Consider the following 15,668-nt stretch of genomic DNA (forward strand, 5'->3'; position numbering starts at 1 on the left):
ATCCCGAGCTTTGCAAGATGGCGAGCGACCGCCTGCTTGGTGTGCACGGCATCTACATTCAGCCGATCAACTATCCGACGGTGCCGCGCGGCACCGAGCGGCTGCGCATCACGCCGACGCCGTTCCACTCGGACGCGCTGATCGCCGAGCTGCAGGATGCGCTGGTCGAGACCTGGGACGCGCTGGGCATTCCCTATGGCGCGACCGGGCGCCCGGCCGTTGCCAAGAGCGACCGCATTATTCCGCTGCTGGTGCCGAAGTCAGGCGGCTGAAATCCAACGCGTAAAACTTGATCCGGAACAATGCGCGCAGTTCCCGGTAAGAGAGAATAGAAACAGTCGAGGGATGATAATGATGACGCACGCTGTTTCACACACTTCCATCACCCATGCCTCCGAGCAGGCGCAGCAATGGGTGAACGAACTTGCAAAGGATTTGGACTGGAATGAACAGAGCGCGTTTCGCCTGTTGAAGGCGGTCCTGCATACCTTGCGCGACTGGCTCTCGCAGGAGGAAATGGCCGATCTGTCGGCCCAGCTGCCAACGCTGATCAGAGGCATCTACTTCGAAGGGTGGAACCCGGCCGAACCGGCATGGGAACGGAAGAAACGCGACTTCGTCGTTTGTGTCCGCGACAGCTTTGGCTACGAGCCGGAGATCGACGTCGACAAGGCCATCGGAGCGGTGTTCAAGCTCCTCGACCGGCACATTTCCCACGGCGAGATCGTCCAGGTCCGAAACTCGATGAAAAAATCACTGCGCCAACTCTGGCCGGAGGGATGACCGATGTTTCGCGATCGCCAGGAGGCGGGGCAGAAGCTCGGAGCATCCCTGCAGCCGCTTCAGCTGAAGGATCCGATTGTGCTTGCCCTGCCACGAGGCGGCGTCCCCGTGGCCGCCGAGATGGCCAAGGCCCTCAAGGCGCCGCTGGATCTGGTGATCGTTCGAAAGGTCGGAGCACCGGGCAATCCGGAACTGGCCGTGGCCGCCATCGTGGACGGAGACCCTCCCGACGTCGTTCTCAACCGGGAGATCGTGGAAGCCTATGCTCTCGACGACGGCGCTCTTCGTGTTTTGATCGCGCAAGAACGCCCCGAACTGGAACGGCGCCGAACGGTATATCGTGGGAAAGACCCGCCCCTGTCGGTGGCCGACAAGACCGTTATCATCGTCGACGACGGGGCGGCGACCGGAACGACGATGAAGGTCGCCATTCGCGCCTTGAAGCGACGTTCGCCGCGAAAGATTATTGTGGCGCTGCCCGTGGCGCCACCGGAGATCGTGGACGAACTTGCACAAGAAGCGGATTTGACGATCTGCCTCAATCAGCCTGCCCGTTTTCGGGCACTCAGCTATTATTATGGCAACTTCCCGCAGCTCTGCGACAGCGAGGTCCTCGACATCATGGCCCTCGCTGCTCAGGCGCGAGGTGGTCGTCGTAACGCCGGCGAAGGAAGGCGTTCCGGGCCGCACGCCACAGACAAGTCGCGGCACGAAGCTTAGGAGTTTCACCTATGATGATCCGCACCCTTTCGGCGATAGAGTGCACCAAGCTACTGACAGCCAATCGGGTCGGCCGCCTGGCCTGCGCGAAGGACGGGCAGCCCTATATCGTCCCCTTCTACTACGCTCACGCGGACAACCACCTCTATGCCTTTTCCATGCAGGGCAAGAAGATCGACTGGATGCGCACCAATCCGCTCGTGTCCGTGCAGGTCGACGAACATGGTGCGGGTCGGGGCTGGAAAAGTGTGATAGTCAATGGCCGCTATGAGGAACTTCCCGATCGGATCGGACACAAGGTCCAACTCGATCACGCCTGGTCCCTCCTGAGCAAGCACGCCGACTGGTGGGAGCCAGGCGCGCTCAAGCCGGCCACCTCCTCAGATGCCGAGCACCTCCCGCACGTATTCTTCAGAATTTTCATCGCGCAAGTATCGGGCCGCGAGGCGATCGAGAGCTGACCATGGCGAGGCCGAGCGGAAGCCATGCAAGGCAGACGGCCGCTCGAAGCTACTGGCTGCTTGAGCGGCCCATCTAAGGCATCCTGTCGTGGATTCGCTTTTCCGGCCGGCTCGATGGATCCCAAGATCAGCGCTGCGATCGAATTCGTTCAAGCAACCGGCAATCCGTCTGCGATTGGGCGGCTCGAAGACGTGGTGGAGATCGTCAAAGGCCGGCAGGGCACCTGGTTCGAAGCATAGCCGCGTTTCGGATACCCGTCCTTGCAGTCGACAAGCATCAAGGCCGACGGCCGTCAGGATGCCGCCAGGGGCTGGTCACATGATTTCGGAGACCACCATGGACGCGCGCTTTCAAGGCGGCCGACGTCCATAACTCCTGCCGGAGCGCAAACACCGGTTATTCGCCGAGCACACGGCGCCTTTCTTCGAGCTCTTCCTTATCGATCTCGCCGCGCGCAAATCGTTCCCTGAGAATGTCAACCGGTGTGCGGCTGGCGACCGGGTGATGCTGTGACACTGGCCCCGACGACGGTCCGCCCAGGCCGCGGACGAGAAAGACCGCGGCTGCCAATAGCAACGCGAGGAAGAGGATCATGAACAGCGGACCGAAAATCATGGCATACCAACCTCCGCCCCACCACATCATGTGGGGTCCCCAATCATACCTTCCGATGTCGGACGGTGCCTGCGCCCATGCTGCACTTGGCACAAGGGCCAGAGCAGCGCTCGCTACCGCGACGGACTTCATCAAAGCCTTCTGCATTGGCGTGCTCCATCTTGAATGGACATGGACGAGCCCTTGTTCGTCCTGCTCCAACATCGCAGGTCCGGCGCAAGCTCGCATTGATCAGGATCAATCCGGCTCGGTCGCCATTCGGCCCGGCATCTCGGCTTTGACCTTGATCAACGCGAATGATGGCAATGCCCGCGACAAGTCCACAACAACAGGCCCATTGCAGATGCAAAGCGAGAGACGGATATGAAGGAATTGCCGCTTGCCGAAGTCTACCGGCTCATCGAGCCCGGTCCAGTCGTCCTGCTTTCGACGCGATCCGGGCAGGGCCGCTCGAATGTCATGACCATGTCCTGGCACACGATGGTGTCAGTCGCGCCGCCAATGATTGCCTGCATCGTATCAAGCAATGACCTCTCGTTCTTCGCCTTGCGTCAAACGAAGGAGTGCGTGATTGCAATCCCTGCCGTCGGCCTTGCGGAGAAGGTCGTGAAGGTCGGCAACTGCTCCGGCCGGGATACGGATAAGTTCGCAACGGCATGGTTGACGCCGCTTCACGCCGAGCGGGTATCGGCGCCGCTCGTGGCCGAGTGCTTCGCCAATCTCGAATGCCGCGTGGTCGATACGCGCATGGTCAACAAATACAATCTTTTCGTGCTGGAAGTCCTCAAAGCCTGGATCGACCCGGGACAGCCGAGGCCGAAAACCATCCATCACATCGGGAACGGCGCCTTCGTCGTCGATGGCGAGGCAATCTATTTCGAATCCCGCATGCCTTGAGGTTGGGTGCCGGAGCAGGGACGACTTTGATCCGCATCAAGGCGCGCGCGTTTCTCCGAAATAGGGTTCAGCTCACCGAGAGCAATCAAACCGGAAGTGCGTGCGATGAGCTACAAATCAATCCTCCTGAACCTCAATATTGATGGTCCGATCGAACCGCTCACGCGGGTTGGTGTGGACCTGGCCAAGCGCTTTGACGCCCGTTTGATCGGATTCTGCGCCGCGGACGCTCCATTGCCGGTGACGATGGCGCCTGAGGGCGCGGCCATCGCCACCGAGATTTGGGAGCAGTCGAGGGATGAGATCCGACGCCGCCTGATCGAACTGAAGGGTGAATTCGAGGGACTGGTGGCCGGAGCGGTCAAGACGGGCTGGCATGGCGCGATCGAAAATCCGGATCATGCCCTGGCCAGGGGAGCTCGTATGGCCGACATGGTTGTCGCCAGCGCTTCACAAGGCGCATCCACGGGCGATTCCTACCGCACAGTCGATCCGGGGTCGCTGGTGCTGCGCGCCGGCCGGCCGGTCCTGGTCGCTGCCGATGGCGCGACGGGTTTGCCAGCCCGCCGGATCGTGGTGGCCTGGAAGGACACGCGCGAAGCGAGGCGTGCGGTGGCGGATGCCGTGCCGCTGATGGTCATGGCCAATGAAGTCACCATAGTGGCGGTCGATCGCAATCCGGACGATTGGATCAGGAACGGTGTCAATGATGTAGCGAGCTTCCTGGCTGGCCACGGCATCAAGGCGCGTACCGAAATAGTCAAGACGGACGACGACGAGAACAATCGTCTCGTCGATTTTTTCGCCGCGGTGAATGCCGAACTCATCGTGTCGGGTGCCTACGGACACAGCCGGTTGAGGGAATGGGTATTCGGCGGCGTCACCCGCTCGCTGCTCGACGAGGTCTGGCTCAACCGGCTGATGTCGAACTGACGCCCCGAAATGCGTGGGTGCCGCTGTGAGCGAATTTTTTCGGTGCATTGATCGAGATCAAATTCTTCGGGTCAAAATCCTTCATATGTCTCGCAATCAGCCAGTCAGGTAAACTTCGCTCAATGAGAAATGCCGTCGCTAAGCTTGTCGACACGTGCAACGCCGAAAGAAGCAAGGGATTGGACTTTCCAACCATCTGGAGAGATGTGCTGAAGGCGCACCCTTGGGTGCGCGGACAACCAGTGCAAGACAGCGCAGAGGACGGTCCCATCTTGCGGGTCCCTTTGATCACCGGCCAATTCCTCGTGTTCCGGGGCTCGCATTTCTCGCTTCTGTGAGCTGAGCACCCAAGCGATCGCTGGACTGGTTGAACGCCTCCCGCTGAACTTGATGCGGATCAAGGCCATTGCGCCCCCCGCTGCCTCGATGCTGGAAGCATTACCTTGACCCCCGAGCAGATCCGAACCGCTCCCACGTTTTGCGTCAAATCAAACATCTTTAGGGTTCGCATCGCCGGCTATCGTCAGCGTCCTGTCAGGCTGCGTTTGCTAGACGGCGCCCGCGACCGATCATGTTTCAAAGCAGCCCGCCAGCTGTGGTCGCCGGATGGCGGTCAGGAGCACTCGATGCAGTTTTTGAAAATTGGATTGGCGTTGACCACGCTGGCAGTTGCGGCGCCGGCATTCGCGGAGACCACGGTCAACGTCAAATTGTGGGACAAGAGTGGCGACGTGAACCCCGACGCCAAGATGGGGATGGGCATGCCGGCGAACATGAGCATGGCGATGATGAAGATTCAGCTCGACAAGAAGGTCGTGCCGGCAGGCAAGGTGACCTTCGATGTGACCAACACCTCGAAGGCCACCGTCCATGAGATGATTGTTGTGCCCGTGACCGACCCCAAGAAGACGACGCTGCCATATGTTCCGAACGAGAACCGTGTCGATGAGGACGCGGCCGGCCATCTGGGCGAGGTCTCGGAACTCGATCCGGGCAAGGCGGGTTCCTTGACGCTCGACCTTAAGCCTGGCTTCTACGCGGTTTTCTGCAACATCCCCGATCATTTCATGAACGGCATGTGGGCCACCATCAAAGTTCAGTGAAACGGCACCGAGCACGCCCGGCGACGAGCCGCGGGCGTGCTCGGCCAGCGAAACCGCGGGCGCGAGTTGTGAATGGCTAAACGCCGTCGCAATGTGCATTGCGACGTACGCGGGGCTCCGGTCCCCAGCTCCTCGGGGGTAGGATCGCGACAAGTGATCCATATGTCGAGCGCAAGAAGCGGCGAGCAGGCGACCGGGGCCTGTACTCCCTGGGACAGGCACATCGAATGTTCAATCGTGCTGTCGCGAGGCCCTCACGGCATAGCGATTAGACGTGGGTGACCATGCTGATCGAAGCGAGCAGAGTGTCGATTGGGTCAGGCAGTTTCTATGGCGCCTTTGATCGACATCACAGAATGCTTGACAAAGTCCTTGGCGATCTCGCCGACAAGTTTGGCGCTCAACGATGGCTTATAGTGCCTTCGCATCTCACCAAGAGTGCGCGGATCGGCGATGACCAGGATGTGCTCGCAGTCTTTTTCATGCGCCTGATAATTGAGATAGGCTGCGACCGATCCTGCAAAATCGTCTTCACGCAGGCGCGACTCGTCCGGATTGGCGGTTGAATTGCGATGTCTGCCGCCCGATCCGGCGTGGGCCACTTGAAGGACGGAATCCTCGACTTCGATCAGGTCGAGATGAGGTTCGTGTCCCTTGTTGTGGAACAGCCGCAAGCTCTCGCCATCCGTGACCGCGACAAGAGTGCCGTTATTCAGGATCATGTGTTTCTCCGAAGTCGGATCAGCCGAGCGCCGCAGCGCCGTCCGGTCATTTCATTGCTATGCCAGGCAGGTAACCCCGGATCGAGCTGCGTCGCCTTGACCCTGATCAAAGCCGGGCAAGGCCATGACCGGCCCATGATAGCGAAAGATGCTGCGGGCAACGCACCAGGCTAATTCGGGCAGAAGGCTGAATGTAGTGCCTCGATCACCGTGAGCACCTCCGGCCGCGTGATCCGGTAGTAGACCGTCGTCCCTTCGCGACGGGCTTCGACCAGTCCGTCGGCCCTCAGCCGCATAAGCTGTTGCGACATCGGCACCTGATCGATGTCGAGAAGCTCTCGCAACTCGGCCACCGAACGCTCCTCATTGCCGAGGGCGCACAGCACGAGCAACCGCTGCGGGTGCGACAGGCTCCGAAGCAGCTCCGCCGCCCGGCCCGAGGCCGGGATCAAATCTCTTACATTCATGTTCTTGAATTTATAATCTTTGAATGTTACATGCAAGCTCGCCATTCGGGCTCTTCGACGCCGCACCTTACAGTCGCAGCGCCCCGTTTGGAAATTGAGCCTGATCAACGCGGAACACGACTTTCCCGCGCAGGATGCTGCAAAGATCGAACCAACGGGAGGATCATCATGTCCCACATCGTCGTCCTCGGAGCAGGCCTCGGCGGCACGATCATGGCGTACGAAATGCGTGACAAGCTGCGCCGAGAGGACCGGCTGACCGTCGTCACGCTCGGCACGTCCTATTCCTTCGTACCTTCCAATCCCTGGGTGGCCGTAGGATGGCGGGAGCGCAATGACGTCACTGTCGATCTGGCGGATACCTTCAAGCGGCGCGGCATCGCGCTGCGTCCCGAAGGCGCCAAGAAGGTGCATCCGAAGGAAAACCGGGTTGAGCTCAACGATGGCTCCTTCGTCGACTATGACTATCTGATCATCGCGACCGGCCCCGATCTTGCCTTCGATGAAGTGCCGGGTCTCGGACCTGCCGGGCATACCCAATCCATTTGTCACATCGACCATGCCGTCGCCACGCGGGCGAAGTTCGATGAACTGGTCCGCAAGCCCGGCCCAGTCGTCGTGGGCGCCGTTCAGGGCGCGTCCTGCTACGGCCCTGCCTACGAGTTCGCCTTCATCCTCGACACCGCGTTGCGCAGGGCCAAGGTACGCGACCGCGTGCCGATGACCTTCGTGACGCCGGAGCCCTACATCGGTCATCTCGGACTCGACGGGGTCGGCGACACCAAGGGCCTGCTCGAGAGCGCCATGCGCGATCGCCACATCAAGTGGATCACCAACGCCAAGGTCGCTTCTGTCGACGCCGACATGATGCATGTCGATGAAGTCAACGAGGACGGAACGACCAAGGCAAAACACGACCTGCCCTTCGCCTTCTCGATGATGCTGCCCGCTTTCCGCGGGGTTCCGGCTTTGACGGGTGTCGAGGGCCTGGTCAATCCGCGCGGCTTCGTCAACATCGACAAATATCAGCGCAATCAGGCCCATCCGAACGTATTCGCGATCGGCGTCTGCGTCGCCATCCCTCCGGTCGGCAAGACGCCGCTGCCGGTCGGCGTTCCCAAGACCGGCTTCATGATCGAATCCATGGTCACGGCGACTGCCGAGAACATCGGCGCGCTGTTGCGCGGCGAGGAGCCCAGGGCTGTCGCTACGTGGAACGCGGTCTGCCTCGCCGATTTCGGCGATGAAGGCATAGCCTTCGTCGCGCAGCCACAGATCCCGCCGCGCAACGTCAACTGGTCCTCGCAAGGCAAGTGGGTCCACGCGGCCAAGGTCGGCTTCGAGAAATACTTCCTGCACAAGGTCCGGCAGGGAAAGAGCGAGACCTTCTACGAGGGGCTCGCGCTCGACATTCTCGGCATCAAGAAACTCAAGGCAATCCAAATCGAGCCGGCCGAATAGGCTCCGGCAAACTTCAGGAGAAAAGGATCATGACGATAGACAGGGCGGTTCTCATGTTCGCGGGCTCCATGGTGCTGATATCGCTCGCGCTCGGCATCTACTATTCGCCCTACTGGTTCCTGCTGACCGCATTCGCCGGGCTCAACATGATGCAGGCCTCGGTCACGGGCTTCTGCCCGGCGGCGATGGCCTTCAAGAAACTCGGCTGCAAGCCGGGCGTGGCGTTCAAATAACGGCAAGCCATCGAGCATCGGATGGCGTCCGGGAGGCGGCTCAGTCGCCTCCCGGACCATTTCAACCGACGAGACAAGCGCAATGAGAACCATGCTGTCCGCCCTCACGAATATTCTTCTGATCGGCGCCGCCGGCTTTGTCGCGGCCGATGCGGGCGCAGCCGAATTCATAGTCAAGGCCTCCACCGTCACCGAGATGAAGGCGGTGTACGGACAAGTGGAGAGCCGCGCCATCCTGCCGGCCAGGGCGAGGATTTCGGGAACCGTCTCGTCCGTCCGCGTCTCGGAGGGTGCCCAGGTAGGCAAGGGCGACGTGATCGCCACGGTGGTCGACGACAAGCTCGCGTTGCAGCTCAGAGCCGCTGACGCCAAGATCGCGGCGCTGGATTCGCAACTCGATAGCGCCCGCGTCGATCTGCAGCGCGCGCAAGACCTGCTCGCCAAAGGGGCGGCCGCCCAAAGCCGGGTCGACGCCGCAAAGACGCAGTTCGATGTCGTCACGAACCAGCTGGCAGCCGCGATTGCCGAGAAGGCGGTCATCGAGCAAAGTACCAGGGAAGGCGATGTCCTAGCTCCGGCCGACGGCCGGGTGCTGACGGTTCCAGTAGCCGCCGGCTCGGTGATCATGGCGGGCGAGCCCGCCGCGCGGGTGGCGTCGGGCCAGTACTATCTGCGACTGTCCTTGCCGGAACGGCACGCCGTCGAGATAACGGAAGGCGCCCGCGTCGACATCGGCGAACGCGGCACAGGGACCAATGCCGGCTTCGTCAAGGCCAGCGAGGGGCGGATCGCCAAGGTCTACCCCGAGATCGAGAACGGTCGCGTGATTGCCGACGTCGAAGTCGCCGATATCGGAACCTATTTCGTCAATGAGCGCACGCTCGTGTCGATACCAGTTGCCAAACGGACCATGCTCGGCGTCCCGCCCGAGGCACTCAGGATCGTCCACGGCATAGACTACGTGACGGTCGAGACGGCGGACGGCCCGCTCGAGGTCGCCGTCGTGCTGGGCGGGGAATTCCAGGACGCCGGCCAGCCGCGCATCGAGATCCTGAGTGGTCTTGCCGATGGCGACAAGGTCATCCTGCCATGAAACTCGGCATCGCCGGATGGCTTACCCGTTCCTTCATCGCGTCGCCGCTGACGCCCCTGTTCCTGCTGGCCGCCCTGGCGCTTGGGCTTGTGGCCCTGATCACGCTGCCGCGCGAGGAGGAGCCGCAGATCTCCGTACCCATGGTCGACATCCACGTATCCGCGAACGGCCTGAAGGCCGAGGATGCCGTCAAGCTCGTGACCGAGCCACTGGAGACGATCATCAAGGGCATAGACGGCGTCGAGCACGTCTACTCGCAGACGATGGATGACGGCGCGCTGGTAACTGCGCGCTTCAAGGTCGGCACCAGCTCGGACGCCGCGATCCTGCGTGTCCACGACAAGGTCCGGGCCAACATGGATCGCATCCCTGTCGGGATTCCGGAGCCGCTGATCGTCGGCCGCGGCATCGATGACGTGGCCATAGTTGTGGTGACGCTGGCGCCGGCGCCGCAAGCGGCGGCACGCTACTCTTCGGCCGACTTGACGCGTCTTGCGCATGAACTGCAGGTCGAGGTCGCAAAGCTTCCCGATATCGGCCTCACCTACATAGTCGGCGAGCAGCCGGAAGAAATCCAGGTCGAGCCGGATCCGGAAAAGCTTTCGCTGTATGGCATCACGCTGCAGCAGTTGACGGGCAAGATCGCGGGCGCCAACCGATCTTTCCAAATCGGCGCAGTGCGCGACCAGGGCAATCAGCGTGTGCTGGTGGCCGGCCAGACGCTGCAGGCTCTGTCAGACATCGGCAACCTTTTGCTGACGGCTCGCGACGGCCGGCCGGTCTATGTCCGCGACGTCGCCAGCGTCGTGCTCGCGACGTCGCCGGCGGAGAACCGCGTCACCAACATCATCAAGTCCGACCCCGGTCTCGAGCGCACGCCGGCCGTGTCGGTGGCGATCGCGAAGCGACCGGGCACCAATGCGGTCGTCATCGCCGATACGATCGTCAAGCGCCTCGAGCAGGTGCGCGGCCAGGTCTTCCCAAGGGATGTCGAGATGCGCGTGACGCGCAACTACGGTGAGACGGCCAATGAGAAAGCCAACGAACTGCTCTTCCATCTGGGCCTGGCGACCATCTCCATCGTCCTGCTGGTCGCCGTCGCTATCGGCTGGAGAGAGGCTCTGGTCGTGGCTGTCGTGATACCCACGACCATCCTGCTGACTATGTTCGCATCGCGCATCATGGGCTACACGCTGAACCGTGTCAGCCTGTTCGCGCTGATCTTCTCCATCGGCATTCTCGTCGACGACGCCATCGTGGTCATCGAGAACATCGCGCGCCACTGGGCGATGGACGATGGACGCTCGCGCGCCCAGGCAGCGATCGATGCCGTTGCCGAGGTCGGCAATCCCACCATTGTGGCGACGCTGACCGTGGTGGCGGCGCTGCTTCCCATGCTGTTCGTCTCCGGCCTCATGGGCCCCTATATGAGCCCGATCCCGGCCAATGCCTCGGCCGCGATGCTTTTTTCCTTCTTCGTCGCGGTGATGCTGACACCATGGCTGATGATGAAGCTCGGTGGGAAGGATCAGGCCGGCGCGCATGGCCACGGCGGCAGCGCGCATGGCGGCGTGCTGGGACGGATCTATGTCGTGGTGGCGCGGCCGATCTTGAAGTCGCGGCTCAGAGCCTGGGCGTTCCTTTCGGTCGTGGGCATTGCCACCATTGCGTCCATGGCGCTGATCTACACCAAGCACGTGACGGTCAAGCTTCTGCCCTTCGATAACAAGACCGAACTCCAGATAGTCGCGGACTTGCCCAAGGGCTCGTCGGTCGAGGACACCGACCGGCTGCTGCAGGCAGCCGTGAACCGGCTGGCCTCCGTGCCCGAAGTGGTTTCGCTCCAGACCTACGCAGGCGCTTCCGCGCCTTTCAACTTCAACGGCCTGGTGCGCCATTACTATCTGCGATCAAGCCCCGAGCAGGGCGACATCGCCGTCAACCTGCTTCCCAAGGGCGAGCGCAGCCGCGCCAGCCATGCAATTGCGCTCGATTTGCGCGAGCGCCTGAAGGGAATGGCGATGCCGGCGGGCACGGTGCTGAAGGTGGTCGAGCCGCCACCGGGGCCGCCGGTGCTCGGCACGCTGCTGGCCGAAATCTACGGGCCGGACGCCGAGACCCGCCGCGCGGTCGCGGCCAAGGTTCGCGAGACCTTTGCCAGCATCCCGTTCATCGTCGATGTCGACGACAGCTTCCACAACCAGCCGGAACGGCTCCGACTTTCGATCGACCAGGACAAGCTGGAATATTACAAGGTCGAGCAGACGGATGTGTATGACACGTTGAGCTATCTCTACGGCGGGACCACGGTCGGCTACTCGCACCGAGGCGGCGGACGCCTGCCGATCCCGATCCGCATCGCCTTGTCCAAGACAAATGGCGTGGTCGATCAGCGTGCCAAGGCCACGCCGGTGGCCGCCAACGCGCTTCCCGGCGCGCGCGATGTTGTCGAGCTTGGCGACGTCGTGCAGGTCAGCCGGGAGGCGGCCTCCTACCCGATCTTCCGCCACAACGGGCGCCCGGCCGAGATGGTGATGGGCGAACTGGCCGGCGCGTTCGAGGCGCCGGTCTACGGCATGCTCGCCGTGGACGATGCGATCGCCAAGGCGGACTGGGGCGCGCTGCCGAAGCCGCAGATCGCGCTGCACGGCCAGCCGGACGACGAGTCCAAGCCCACATTGTTGTGGGATGGCGAGTGGGAGGTGACCTGGGTGACCTTCCGCGACATGGGCGCGGCCTTCATGGTGGCAATCCTCGGCATCTACATCCTGGTCGTCGCGCAGTTCGGCTCGTTCAAGCTGCCGCTGGTAATCCTGACCCCGATCCCGCTGACGCTGATCGGCATCATGCTCGGCCACTGGGCCTTCGCCGCGCCCTTCACGGCCACCTCGATGATCGGTTTCATCGCGCTCGCCGGGATCATCGTGCGCAATTCGATCCTGCTGGTGGATTTCATCCGGCACGCCAGGGCGACAGACGGACCGCTCGTTCACGTGCTGCTCAAGGCCGGAGCGATCCGCTTCAAGCCGATCCTGCTCACCGCCCTCGCGGCGATGATCGGGGCCGCAGTAATCCTTACCGACCCTATCTTCCAGGGGCTGGCTATCTCGTTGCTGTTCGGCCTCGCCTCGTCGACGCTGTTGACGGTGCTGGTCATCCCGGCGATCTATGTGGCGCTGCGCGGTGGCCCGCGTGCCGATGCTGGTTACAACGAACCTGTCGCAGCACCGCTGACCAAGAGTCCCGAGCCAGCAAGCCAATAGATCGTTTCACCGTTTCACGGAAACGGCGAGCCGCTCTATCTCTTTGTTTTGATGCAATTCCAGACGGAAGGCCACGGCGAAGTCGCCGAACCTGACAGTTTCACACTTTTCCTGGAATTGCGTCAGCTCTGGCGGAGATCGCTGGAGACGCCGAACACTATCAGGATCGCCACCAGGGCGACCAAGACTGAAGGGCCTCCCGCCAAATTGACAATAGCCGCCCAAACACCCACGGTTCCGCCGGCAACGACGGAACGCACGATGATCTCAAGCCACCTCGGCACCGGCCATTCTCCCGTCCTGGGATTGATAGGGGCCACGCGCCGTCGCACTGCGGTCGAGCAGACGGTCCAACGCCGCGAACCGATCGGACGGCAGACGAGGCAGTTCTATTTCTCGGGCGAGGTCGGCTGCAAATTCGCGGAACGGTGCGAGATTGATGACGGGCACGCCGATCAGCACCGGCACGGAAAGGTCTAGCGCCTTTGCAATCAGGGGCCTGAAGCCACCGCCTTCGACCTCGGTCTTTCCGAATTTGCAGAGAACCAGGAGATCGGTCTTGCCGGACAACTCAGCTCCGGCGGCTTCGCAGGCGCGAAGCAGCCGATCGGTATTCAAAACGCAGCCGCGGGCATGGCCACCCCGATCGTCGAATATGCCGTGGAGCTTGCCTGTCGCGAGGTCCCGCAGATGCATGTCGCATTTCACGCGATCCGGTTTCGGCTCGCTCAGCTGGACAAGGCCGGCCAATCGCATCTCCCGCTCGGCCATGATGGCGGCAATTTCCCGCAGGAATGCCTCGAACTCCGATCCGTTCGAGTAAACGATCGCGGTAATGGGACAGTCGCGCTGCATGATGGATCTCCTTCAACTGGAATTCTTGCCTGTCGGGCGGTTCCGGTCCGTCACCCCACAGGCCGGGCCGCCGACACGACCCGTCACGCCTCGCCCGCTGCAGGCAGCGCCTTTTCGAGAATCGCGCGCATGGCGGCGAGGCCAGGATCTTGGGCGCGGTTCATGAGACCGATGAGCTGGGTCCACAGATCGTCGGAGGCGGTGTCGATGAAATTGCGGACGGCCGAGCCGACGACATCGGCCGGCGAACGGCCGGACTGATCGGCGGCCGCGGCCAGGCGCGCGACCAGGGCAGGCGCATCGATAGCGGCAACGATGGCCATGGCTGCGTCCGGATCGTCCAGCGAGGCAATGAGGTTCCCGAGCATCGCCTCCTCCTCACTGCACCAGCGGCGAGGATGCGCCGTCGATGGCAATTCCGCCGATATCCGCCCGGCCGACAAGGAGAGCCACATATTGCGCCGTCGCCTGCCGATTGACGTGATCGGCTAGATAGGACGCGATGCGTTCCCGCACGGCCTCGAACGGAAGCTCGCGGCCGTCGATGCGCCGCGTCAGGCGGATGAGGTGGACGCCGTAGCGCGTCTCCACCGGCTGCGAGATATCGCCTGGGGCGAGATCGACGAGAGCGGCCTCGAACTCGGGCGTCGTGTCGCCCGGCCCGATCTGGCCGAGGCTGCCGCCAAGGGCTCCCGACGGGCAATCCGAGCAGTCTTGCGCCAGCGCCGCGAAACGCCCAGGCGCCGTGGCCAGGCGGGACCTGAGCGAGAGCGCCTTTTCACGCGCGGCGGCAAAGGCCTCATTGTCATCGCGACGAGCCACTATGAGAATATGGTCGGCTTCATAGAGCGATGGCGTCACGAAACGGCGAAGATTGTTCTCATAGAAGCGCCTCAGCATCTCCTCGTCCGCCTCGGGAACGCGAACCTCGCGTTCGATCAGGCCGCGCGCCAGCGCGTCTTCGACGGTCTCCCTACGCCCATCCCGATCGATCCGCTGCTCGGCAACGATACCGATACGCCGGGCCTCTTGCAGGAGCAGCTCGCGGATGACGAGCGCGCGGGTTGCGGCACGCCAGCCCTCGCCGGGATTGCGGGCGGGAAAGTTCTGCACCTCGGCGGCGATCGCCTTTCGCGATATCGCCACGCCGTTGACGGTCACTGGCGGCATCGCCACGCGTTCGCGGGACGGCGTCGTGTCGGGAGTTGCGGGCCGGTGTTCGTGCGGATGTTCGGACGATTTGCGGTCGGCCGAATGATCGATGACGAGCGCGGCCATGGTCTACTCCGCAGGCTGGTGGGAGGGAGCGGCGGCGGGCCGTCGCATCGGCGCAGGCGACCGCATCACCGGCGCGAGCGCGGGCGACCGGCGGACGGCGAAGCGCGTGCGCACGACCTGATAGCCGGGACGGCCGAGGTACCAGACCGGCGCGCTCCAGACATGGACAAGCCTCGTGAACGGGAAGACCAGGAAGATCGTCATGCCGAGCAGGAGATGCGCCTTGAAGATCGGGTTGACGTCGGCGACATAGGCCGCGGCCGCCGGCTGCAAGGTGAGAATGCCTTGCGCCCAGTTCATGAATTTCACCATCTCGTGGCCGTCCATGTGGCCGAGCGAGACGAATATGGTTGAAAGGCCAAGCGTGAGCTGCAGCCAGAGCAGCAACAAGATCGCGATGTCGCCCGGCGCCGACGTGTTGCGGATGCGCGGATCAAACAGCCGGCGATGGGCAAGGAGCGCTATGCCGATGAAGCAGGCAACGCCGGCGATGCCGCCGGCGGTGATGGCAAGGCCCTGCTTGAAACTATGCGAGACCCCAAGCGCATCGAAGATCCAGATCGGCGTCAGCAGGCCGACGAAATGGCCGCCGAAGATCACCAGGATGCCCACATGGAACAGATTGGAGCCCCAGCGGAGCTGGCGCCGCCGCAGCAGCTGGGAGGAGCCCGTCTTCCAGGTATATTGCTCGCGATCGAAGCGGATCAGGCTGCCGAGCAGGAAGATGGTCAGGCAGAAATAGGGATACCAGCCAAAGAGGGCGTGGTTGATTGTGTCGGACAT

At 62.6% G+C, this 15,668-nt stretch carries 19 protein-coding genes; 12 read left to right on the forward strand and 7 right to left on the reverse strand.

Annotated features, from left to right (window positions below; translation table 11 throughout):
• From RFM68_RS27795 to RFM68_RS27815, 5 genes are all read left to right on the forward strand, one after another.
• Nucleotides 1-272, forward strand: a 272-nt coding sequence (locus RFM68_RS27795) for an aminotransferase class I/II-fold pyridoxal phosphate-dependent enzyme (protein ID WP_320236213.1), incomplete at its 5' end; no start/stop codon positions are given.
• A gap of 79 nt (nucleotides 273-351) precedes the next feature.
• Nucleotides 352-783: a DUF2267 domain-containing protein gene (locus RFM68_RS27800; protein ID WP_320236214.1), complete on the forward strand. Its 432-nt coding sequence runs from the start codon at nucleotides 352-354 to the stop codon at nucleotides 781-783.
• Nucleotides 784-786: 3 nt separating this feature from the next.
• Entirely contained in the window at nucleotides 787-1,503 is a 717-nt protein-coding gene (locus RFM68_RS27805) for a phosphoribosyltransferase (RefSeq protein ID WP_320236215.1), read from the forward strand.
• 11 nt (nucleotides 1,504-1,514) lie between these two features.
• A complete protein-coding gene (locus RFM68_RS27810) occupies nucleotides 1,515-1,964 on the forward strand; it encodes a pyridoxamine 5'-phosphate oxidase family protein (RefSeq protein WP_320236216.1) in 450 nt (149 codons plus the stop codon).
• A 114-nt stretch (nucleotides 1,965-2,078) separates the two neighbouring features.
• Nucleotides 2,079-2,204 (forward strand): hypothetical protein, encoded by a 126-nt coding sequence (locus tag RFM68_RS27815; RefSeq protein WP_320236217.1) that lies wholly within the window; start codon nucleotides 2,079-2,081, stop codon nucleotides 2,202-2,204.
• Nucleotides 2,205-2,361: 157 nt separating this feature from the next.
• Here RFM68_RS27815 and RFM68_RS27820 read toward each other — a convergent pair whose 3' ends face one another.
• Nucleotides 2,362-2,727 carry an SHOCT domain-containing protein gene (locus RFM68_RS27820; RefSeq protein ID WP_320236218.1) on the reverse strand — a complete coding sequence of 122 codons (366 nt, stop codon included), beginning with the start codon at nucleotides 2,725-2,727 and terminating at the stop codon, nucleotides 2,362-2,364.
• A 216-nt stretch (nucleotides 2,728-2,943) separates the two neighbouring features.
• On the opposite strand from RFM68_RS27820, the gene RFM68_RS27825 reads away from it, so the two are divergent.
• The 3 genes from RFM68_RS27825 to RFM68_RS27835 all read left to right on the forward strand — a co-directional run bounded on the left by RFM68_RS27825 (nucleotide 2,944) and on the right by RFM68_RS27835 (nucleotide 5,513).
• Nucleotides 2,944-3,477, forward strand: a complete 534-nt coding sequence (locus RFM68_RS27825) for a flavin reductase family protein (RefSeq protein ID WP_320236219.1) — start codon at nucleotides 2,944-2,946, stop codon at nucleotides 3,475-3,477.
• 105 nt (nucleotides 3,478-3,582) lie between these two features.
• Entirely contained in the window at nucleotides 3,583-4,410 is an 828-nt protein-coding gene (locus RFM68_RS27830; protein ID WP_320236294.1) for a universal stress protein, read from the forward strand.
• Between the two features lie 443 nt (nucleotides 4,411-4,853).
• A complete protein-coding gene (locus tag RFM68_RS27835; RefSeq protein ID WP_320236220.1) occupies nucleotides 4,854-5,513 on the forward strand; it encodes a plastocyanin/azurin family copper-binding protein in 660 nt (219 codons plus the stop codon).
• A 317-nt stretch (nucleotides 5,514-5,830) separates the two neighbouring features.
• On the opposite strand, the gene RFM68_RS27840 is transcribed toward RFM68_RS27835, so the two are convergent.
• Both RFM68_RS27840 and RFM68_RS27845 read right to left on the reverse strand, forming a co-directional pair.
• Nucleotides 5,831-6,235 carry a host attachment family protein gene (locus tag RFM68_RS27840; protein ID WP_320236221.1) on the reverse strand — a complete coding sequence of 135 codons (405 nt, stop codon included), beginning with the start codon at nucleotides 6,233-6,235 and terminating at the stop codon, nucleotides 5,831-5,833.
• 170 nt (nucleotides 6,236-6,405) lie between these two features.
• Entirely contained in the window at nucleotides 6,406-6,747 is a 342-nt protein-coding gene (locus RFM68_RS27845) for an ArsR/SmtB family transcription factor (protein ID WP_430694951.1), read from the reverse strand.
• 123 nt (nucleotides 6,748-6,870) lie between these two features.
• Here RFM68_RS27845 and RFM68_RS27850 point away from each other — a divergent pair, with 123 nt between their 5' ends.
• From RFM68_RS27850 to RFM68_RS27865, 4 genes are all read left to right on the forward strand, one after another.
• Nucleotides 6,871-8,163 carry an NAD(P)/FAD-dependent oxidoreductase gene (locus tag RFM68_RS27850; protein WP_320236222.1) on the forward strand — a complete coding sequence of 431 codons (1,293 nt, stop codon included), beginning with the start codon at nucleotides 6,871-6,873 and terminating at the stop codon, nucleotides 8,161-8,163.
• 29 nt (nucleotides 8,164-8,192) lie between these two features.
• Nucleotides 8,193-8,396, forward strand: coding sequence for a YgaP family membrane protein (locus RFM68_RS27855; RefSeq protein ID WP_320236223.1), 204 nt, complete (start codon nucleotides 8,193-8,195; stop codon nucleotides 8,394-8,396).
• Between the two features lie 91 nt (nucleotides 8,397-8,487).
• Nucleotides 8,488-9,489 carry an efflux RND transporter periplasmic adaptor subunit gene (locus tag RFM68_RS27860; RefSeq protein WP_320236224.1) on the forward strand — a complete coding sequence of 334 codons (1,002 nt, stop codon included), beginning with the start codon at nucleotides 8,488-8,490 and terminating at the stop codon, nucleotides 9,487-9,489.
• Entirely contained in the window at nucleotides 9,486-12,752 is a 3,267-nt protein-coding gene (locus RFM68_RS27865) for an efflux RND transporter permease subunit (protein WP_320236225.1), read from the forward strand. The genes RFM68_RS27860 and RFM68_RS27865 overlap by 4 nt, the downstream gene beginning before the upstream one ends.
• Before the next feature lie 267 nt (nucleotides 12,753-13,019).
• Here RFM68_RS27865 and RFM68_RS27870 read toward each other — a convergent pair whose 3' ends face one another.
• The 4 genes from RFM68_RS27870 to narI form a co-directional block, all read right to left on the reverse strand.
• Nucleotides 13,020-13,607 carry a DUF2478 domain-containing protein gene (locus RFM68_RS27870; RefSeq protein WP_320236226.1) on the reverse strand — a complete coding sequence of 196 codons (588 nt, stop codon included), beginning with the start codon at nucleotides 13,605-13,607 and terminating at the stop codon, nucleotides 13,020-13,022.
• An 83-nt stretch (nucleotides 13,608-13,690) separates the two neighbouring features.
• Nucleotides 13,691-13,975 carry a hypothetical protein gene (locus tag RFM68_RS27875; RefSeq protein ID WP_320236227.1) on the reverse strand — a complete coding sequence of 95 codons (285 nt, stop codon included), beginning with the start codon at nucleotides 13,973-13,975 and terminating at the stop codon, nucleotides 13,691-13,693.
• A gap of 10 nt (nucleotides 13,976-13,985) precedes the next feature.
• Nucleotides 13,986-14,885, reverse strand: coding sequence for a peptidylprolyl isomerase (locus tag RFM68_RS27880; RefSeq protein ID WP_320236228.1), 900 nt, complete (start codon nucleotides 14,883-14,885; stop codon nucleotides 13,986-13,988).
• A gap of 3 nt (nucleotides 14,886-14,888) precedes the next feature.
• Entirely contained in the window at nucleotides 14,889-15,668 is a 780-nt protein-coding gene (narI, locus tag RFM68_RS27885; protein WP_320236229.1) for a respiratory nitrate reductase subunit gamma, read from the reverse strand.

It is taken from the genome of Mesorhizobium montanum, from assembly GCF_033977145.1.
In the GTDB taxonomy this organism is placed as follows: Bacteria; Pseudomonadota; Alphaproteobacteria; order Rhizobiales; family Rhizobiaceae; genus Mesorhizobium; species Mesorhizobium montanum.

Excerpts from the sequence above, each read along its gene's own strand:
- RFM68_RS27825 (WP_320236219.1), top strand. The coding sequence starts at position 2,944 with ATGAAGGAATTGCCGCTTGCCGAAGTCTACCGGCTCATCGAGCCCGGT.
- RFM68_RS27880 (WP_320236228.1), bottom strand. The coding sequence starts at position 14,885 with ATGGCCGCGCTCGTCATCGATCATTCGGCCGACCGCAAATCGTCCGAA.
- narI (WP_320236229.1), bottom strand. The coding sequence starts at position 15,668 with ATGTCCGACACAATCAACCACGCCCTCTTTGGCTGGTATCCCTATTTC.
- RFM68_RS27855 (WP_320236223.1), top strand. The coding sequence starts at position 8,193 with ATGACGATAGACAGGGCGGTTCTCATGTTCGCGGGCTCCATGGTGCTG.
- RFM68_RS27840 (WP_320236221.1), bottom strand. The coding sequence starts at position 6,235 with ATGATCCTGAATAACGGCACTCTTGTCGCGGTCACGGATGGCGAGAGC.
- RFM68_RS27860 (WP_320236224.1), top strand. The coding sequence starts at position 8,488 with ATGCTGTCCGCCCTCACGAATATTCTTCTGATCGGCGCCGCCGGCTTT.
- RFM68_RS27845 (WP_430694951.1), bottom strand. The coding sequence starts at position 6,747 with ATGGCGAGCTTGCATGTAACATTCAAAGATTATAAATTCAAGAACATG.
- RFM68_RS27865 (WP_320236225.1), top strand. The coding sequence starts at position 9,486 with ATGAAACTCGGCATCGCCGGATGGCTTACCCGTTCCTTCATCGCGTCG.
- RFM68_RS27875 (WP_320236227.1), bottom strand. The coding sequence starts at position 13,975 with ATGCTCGGGAACCTCATTGCCTCGCTGGACGATCCGGACGCAGCCATG.
- RFM68_RS27870 (WP_320236226.1), bottom strand. The coding sequence starts at position 13,607 with ATGCAGCGCGACTGTCCCATTACCGCGATCGTTTACTCGAACGGATCG.
- RFM68_RS27805 (WP_320236215.1), top strand. The coding sequence starts at position 787 with ATGTTTCGCGATCGCCAGGAGGCGGGGCAGAAGCTCGGAGCATCCCTG.
- RFM68_RS27820 (WP_320236218.1), bottom strand. The coding sequence starts at position 2,727 with ATGCAGAAGGCTTTGATGAAGTCCGTCGCGGTAGCGAGCGCTGCTCTG.
- RFM68_RS27800 (WP_320236214.1), top strand. The coding sequence starts at position 352 with ATGATGACGCACGCTGTTTCACACACTTCCATCACCCATGCCTCCGAG.
- RFM68_RS27830 (WP_320236294.1), top strand. The coding sequence starts at position 3,583 with ATGAGCTACAAATCAATCCTCCTGAACCTCAATATTGATGGTCCGATC.
- RFM68_RS27850 (WP_320236222.1), top strand. The coding sequence starts at position 6,871 with ATGTCCCACATCGTCGTCCTCGGAGCAGGCCTCGGCGGCACGATCATG.
- RFM68_RS27815 (WP_320236217.1), top strand. The coding sequence starts at position 2,079 with ATGGATCCCAAGATCAGCGCTGCGATCGAATTCGTTCAAGCAACCGGC.
- RFM68_RS27810 (WP_320236216.1), top strand. The coding sequence starts at position 1,515 with ATGATGATCCGCACCCTTTCGGCGATAGAGTGCACCAAGCTACTGACA.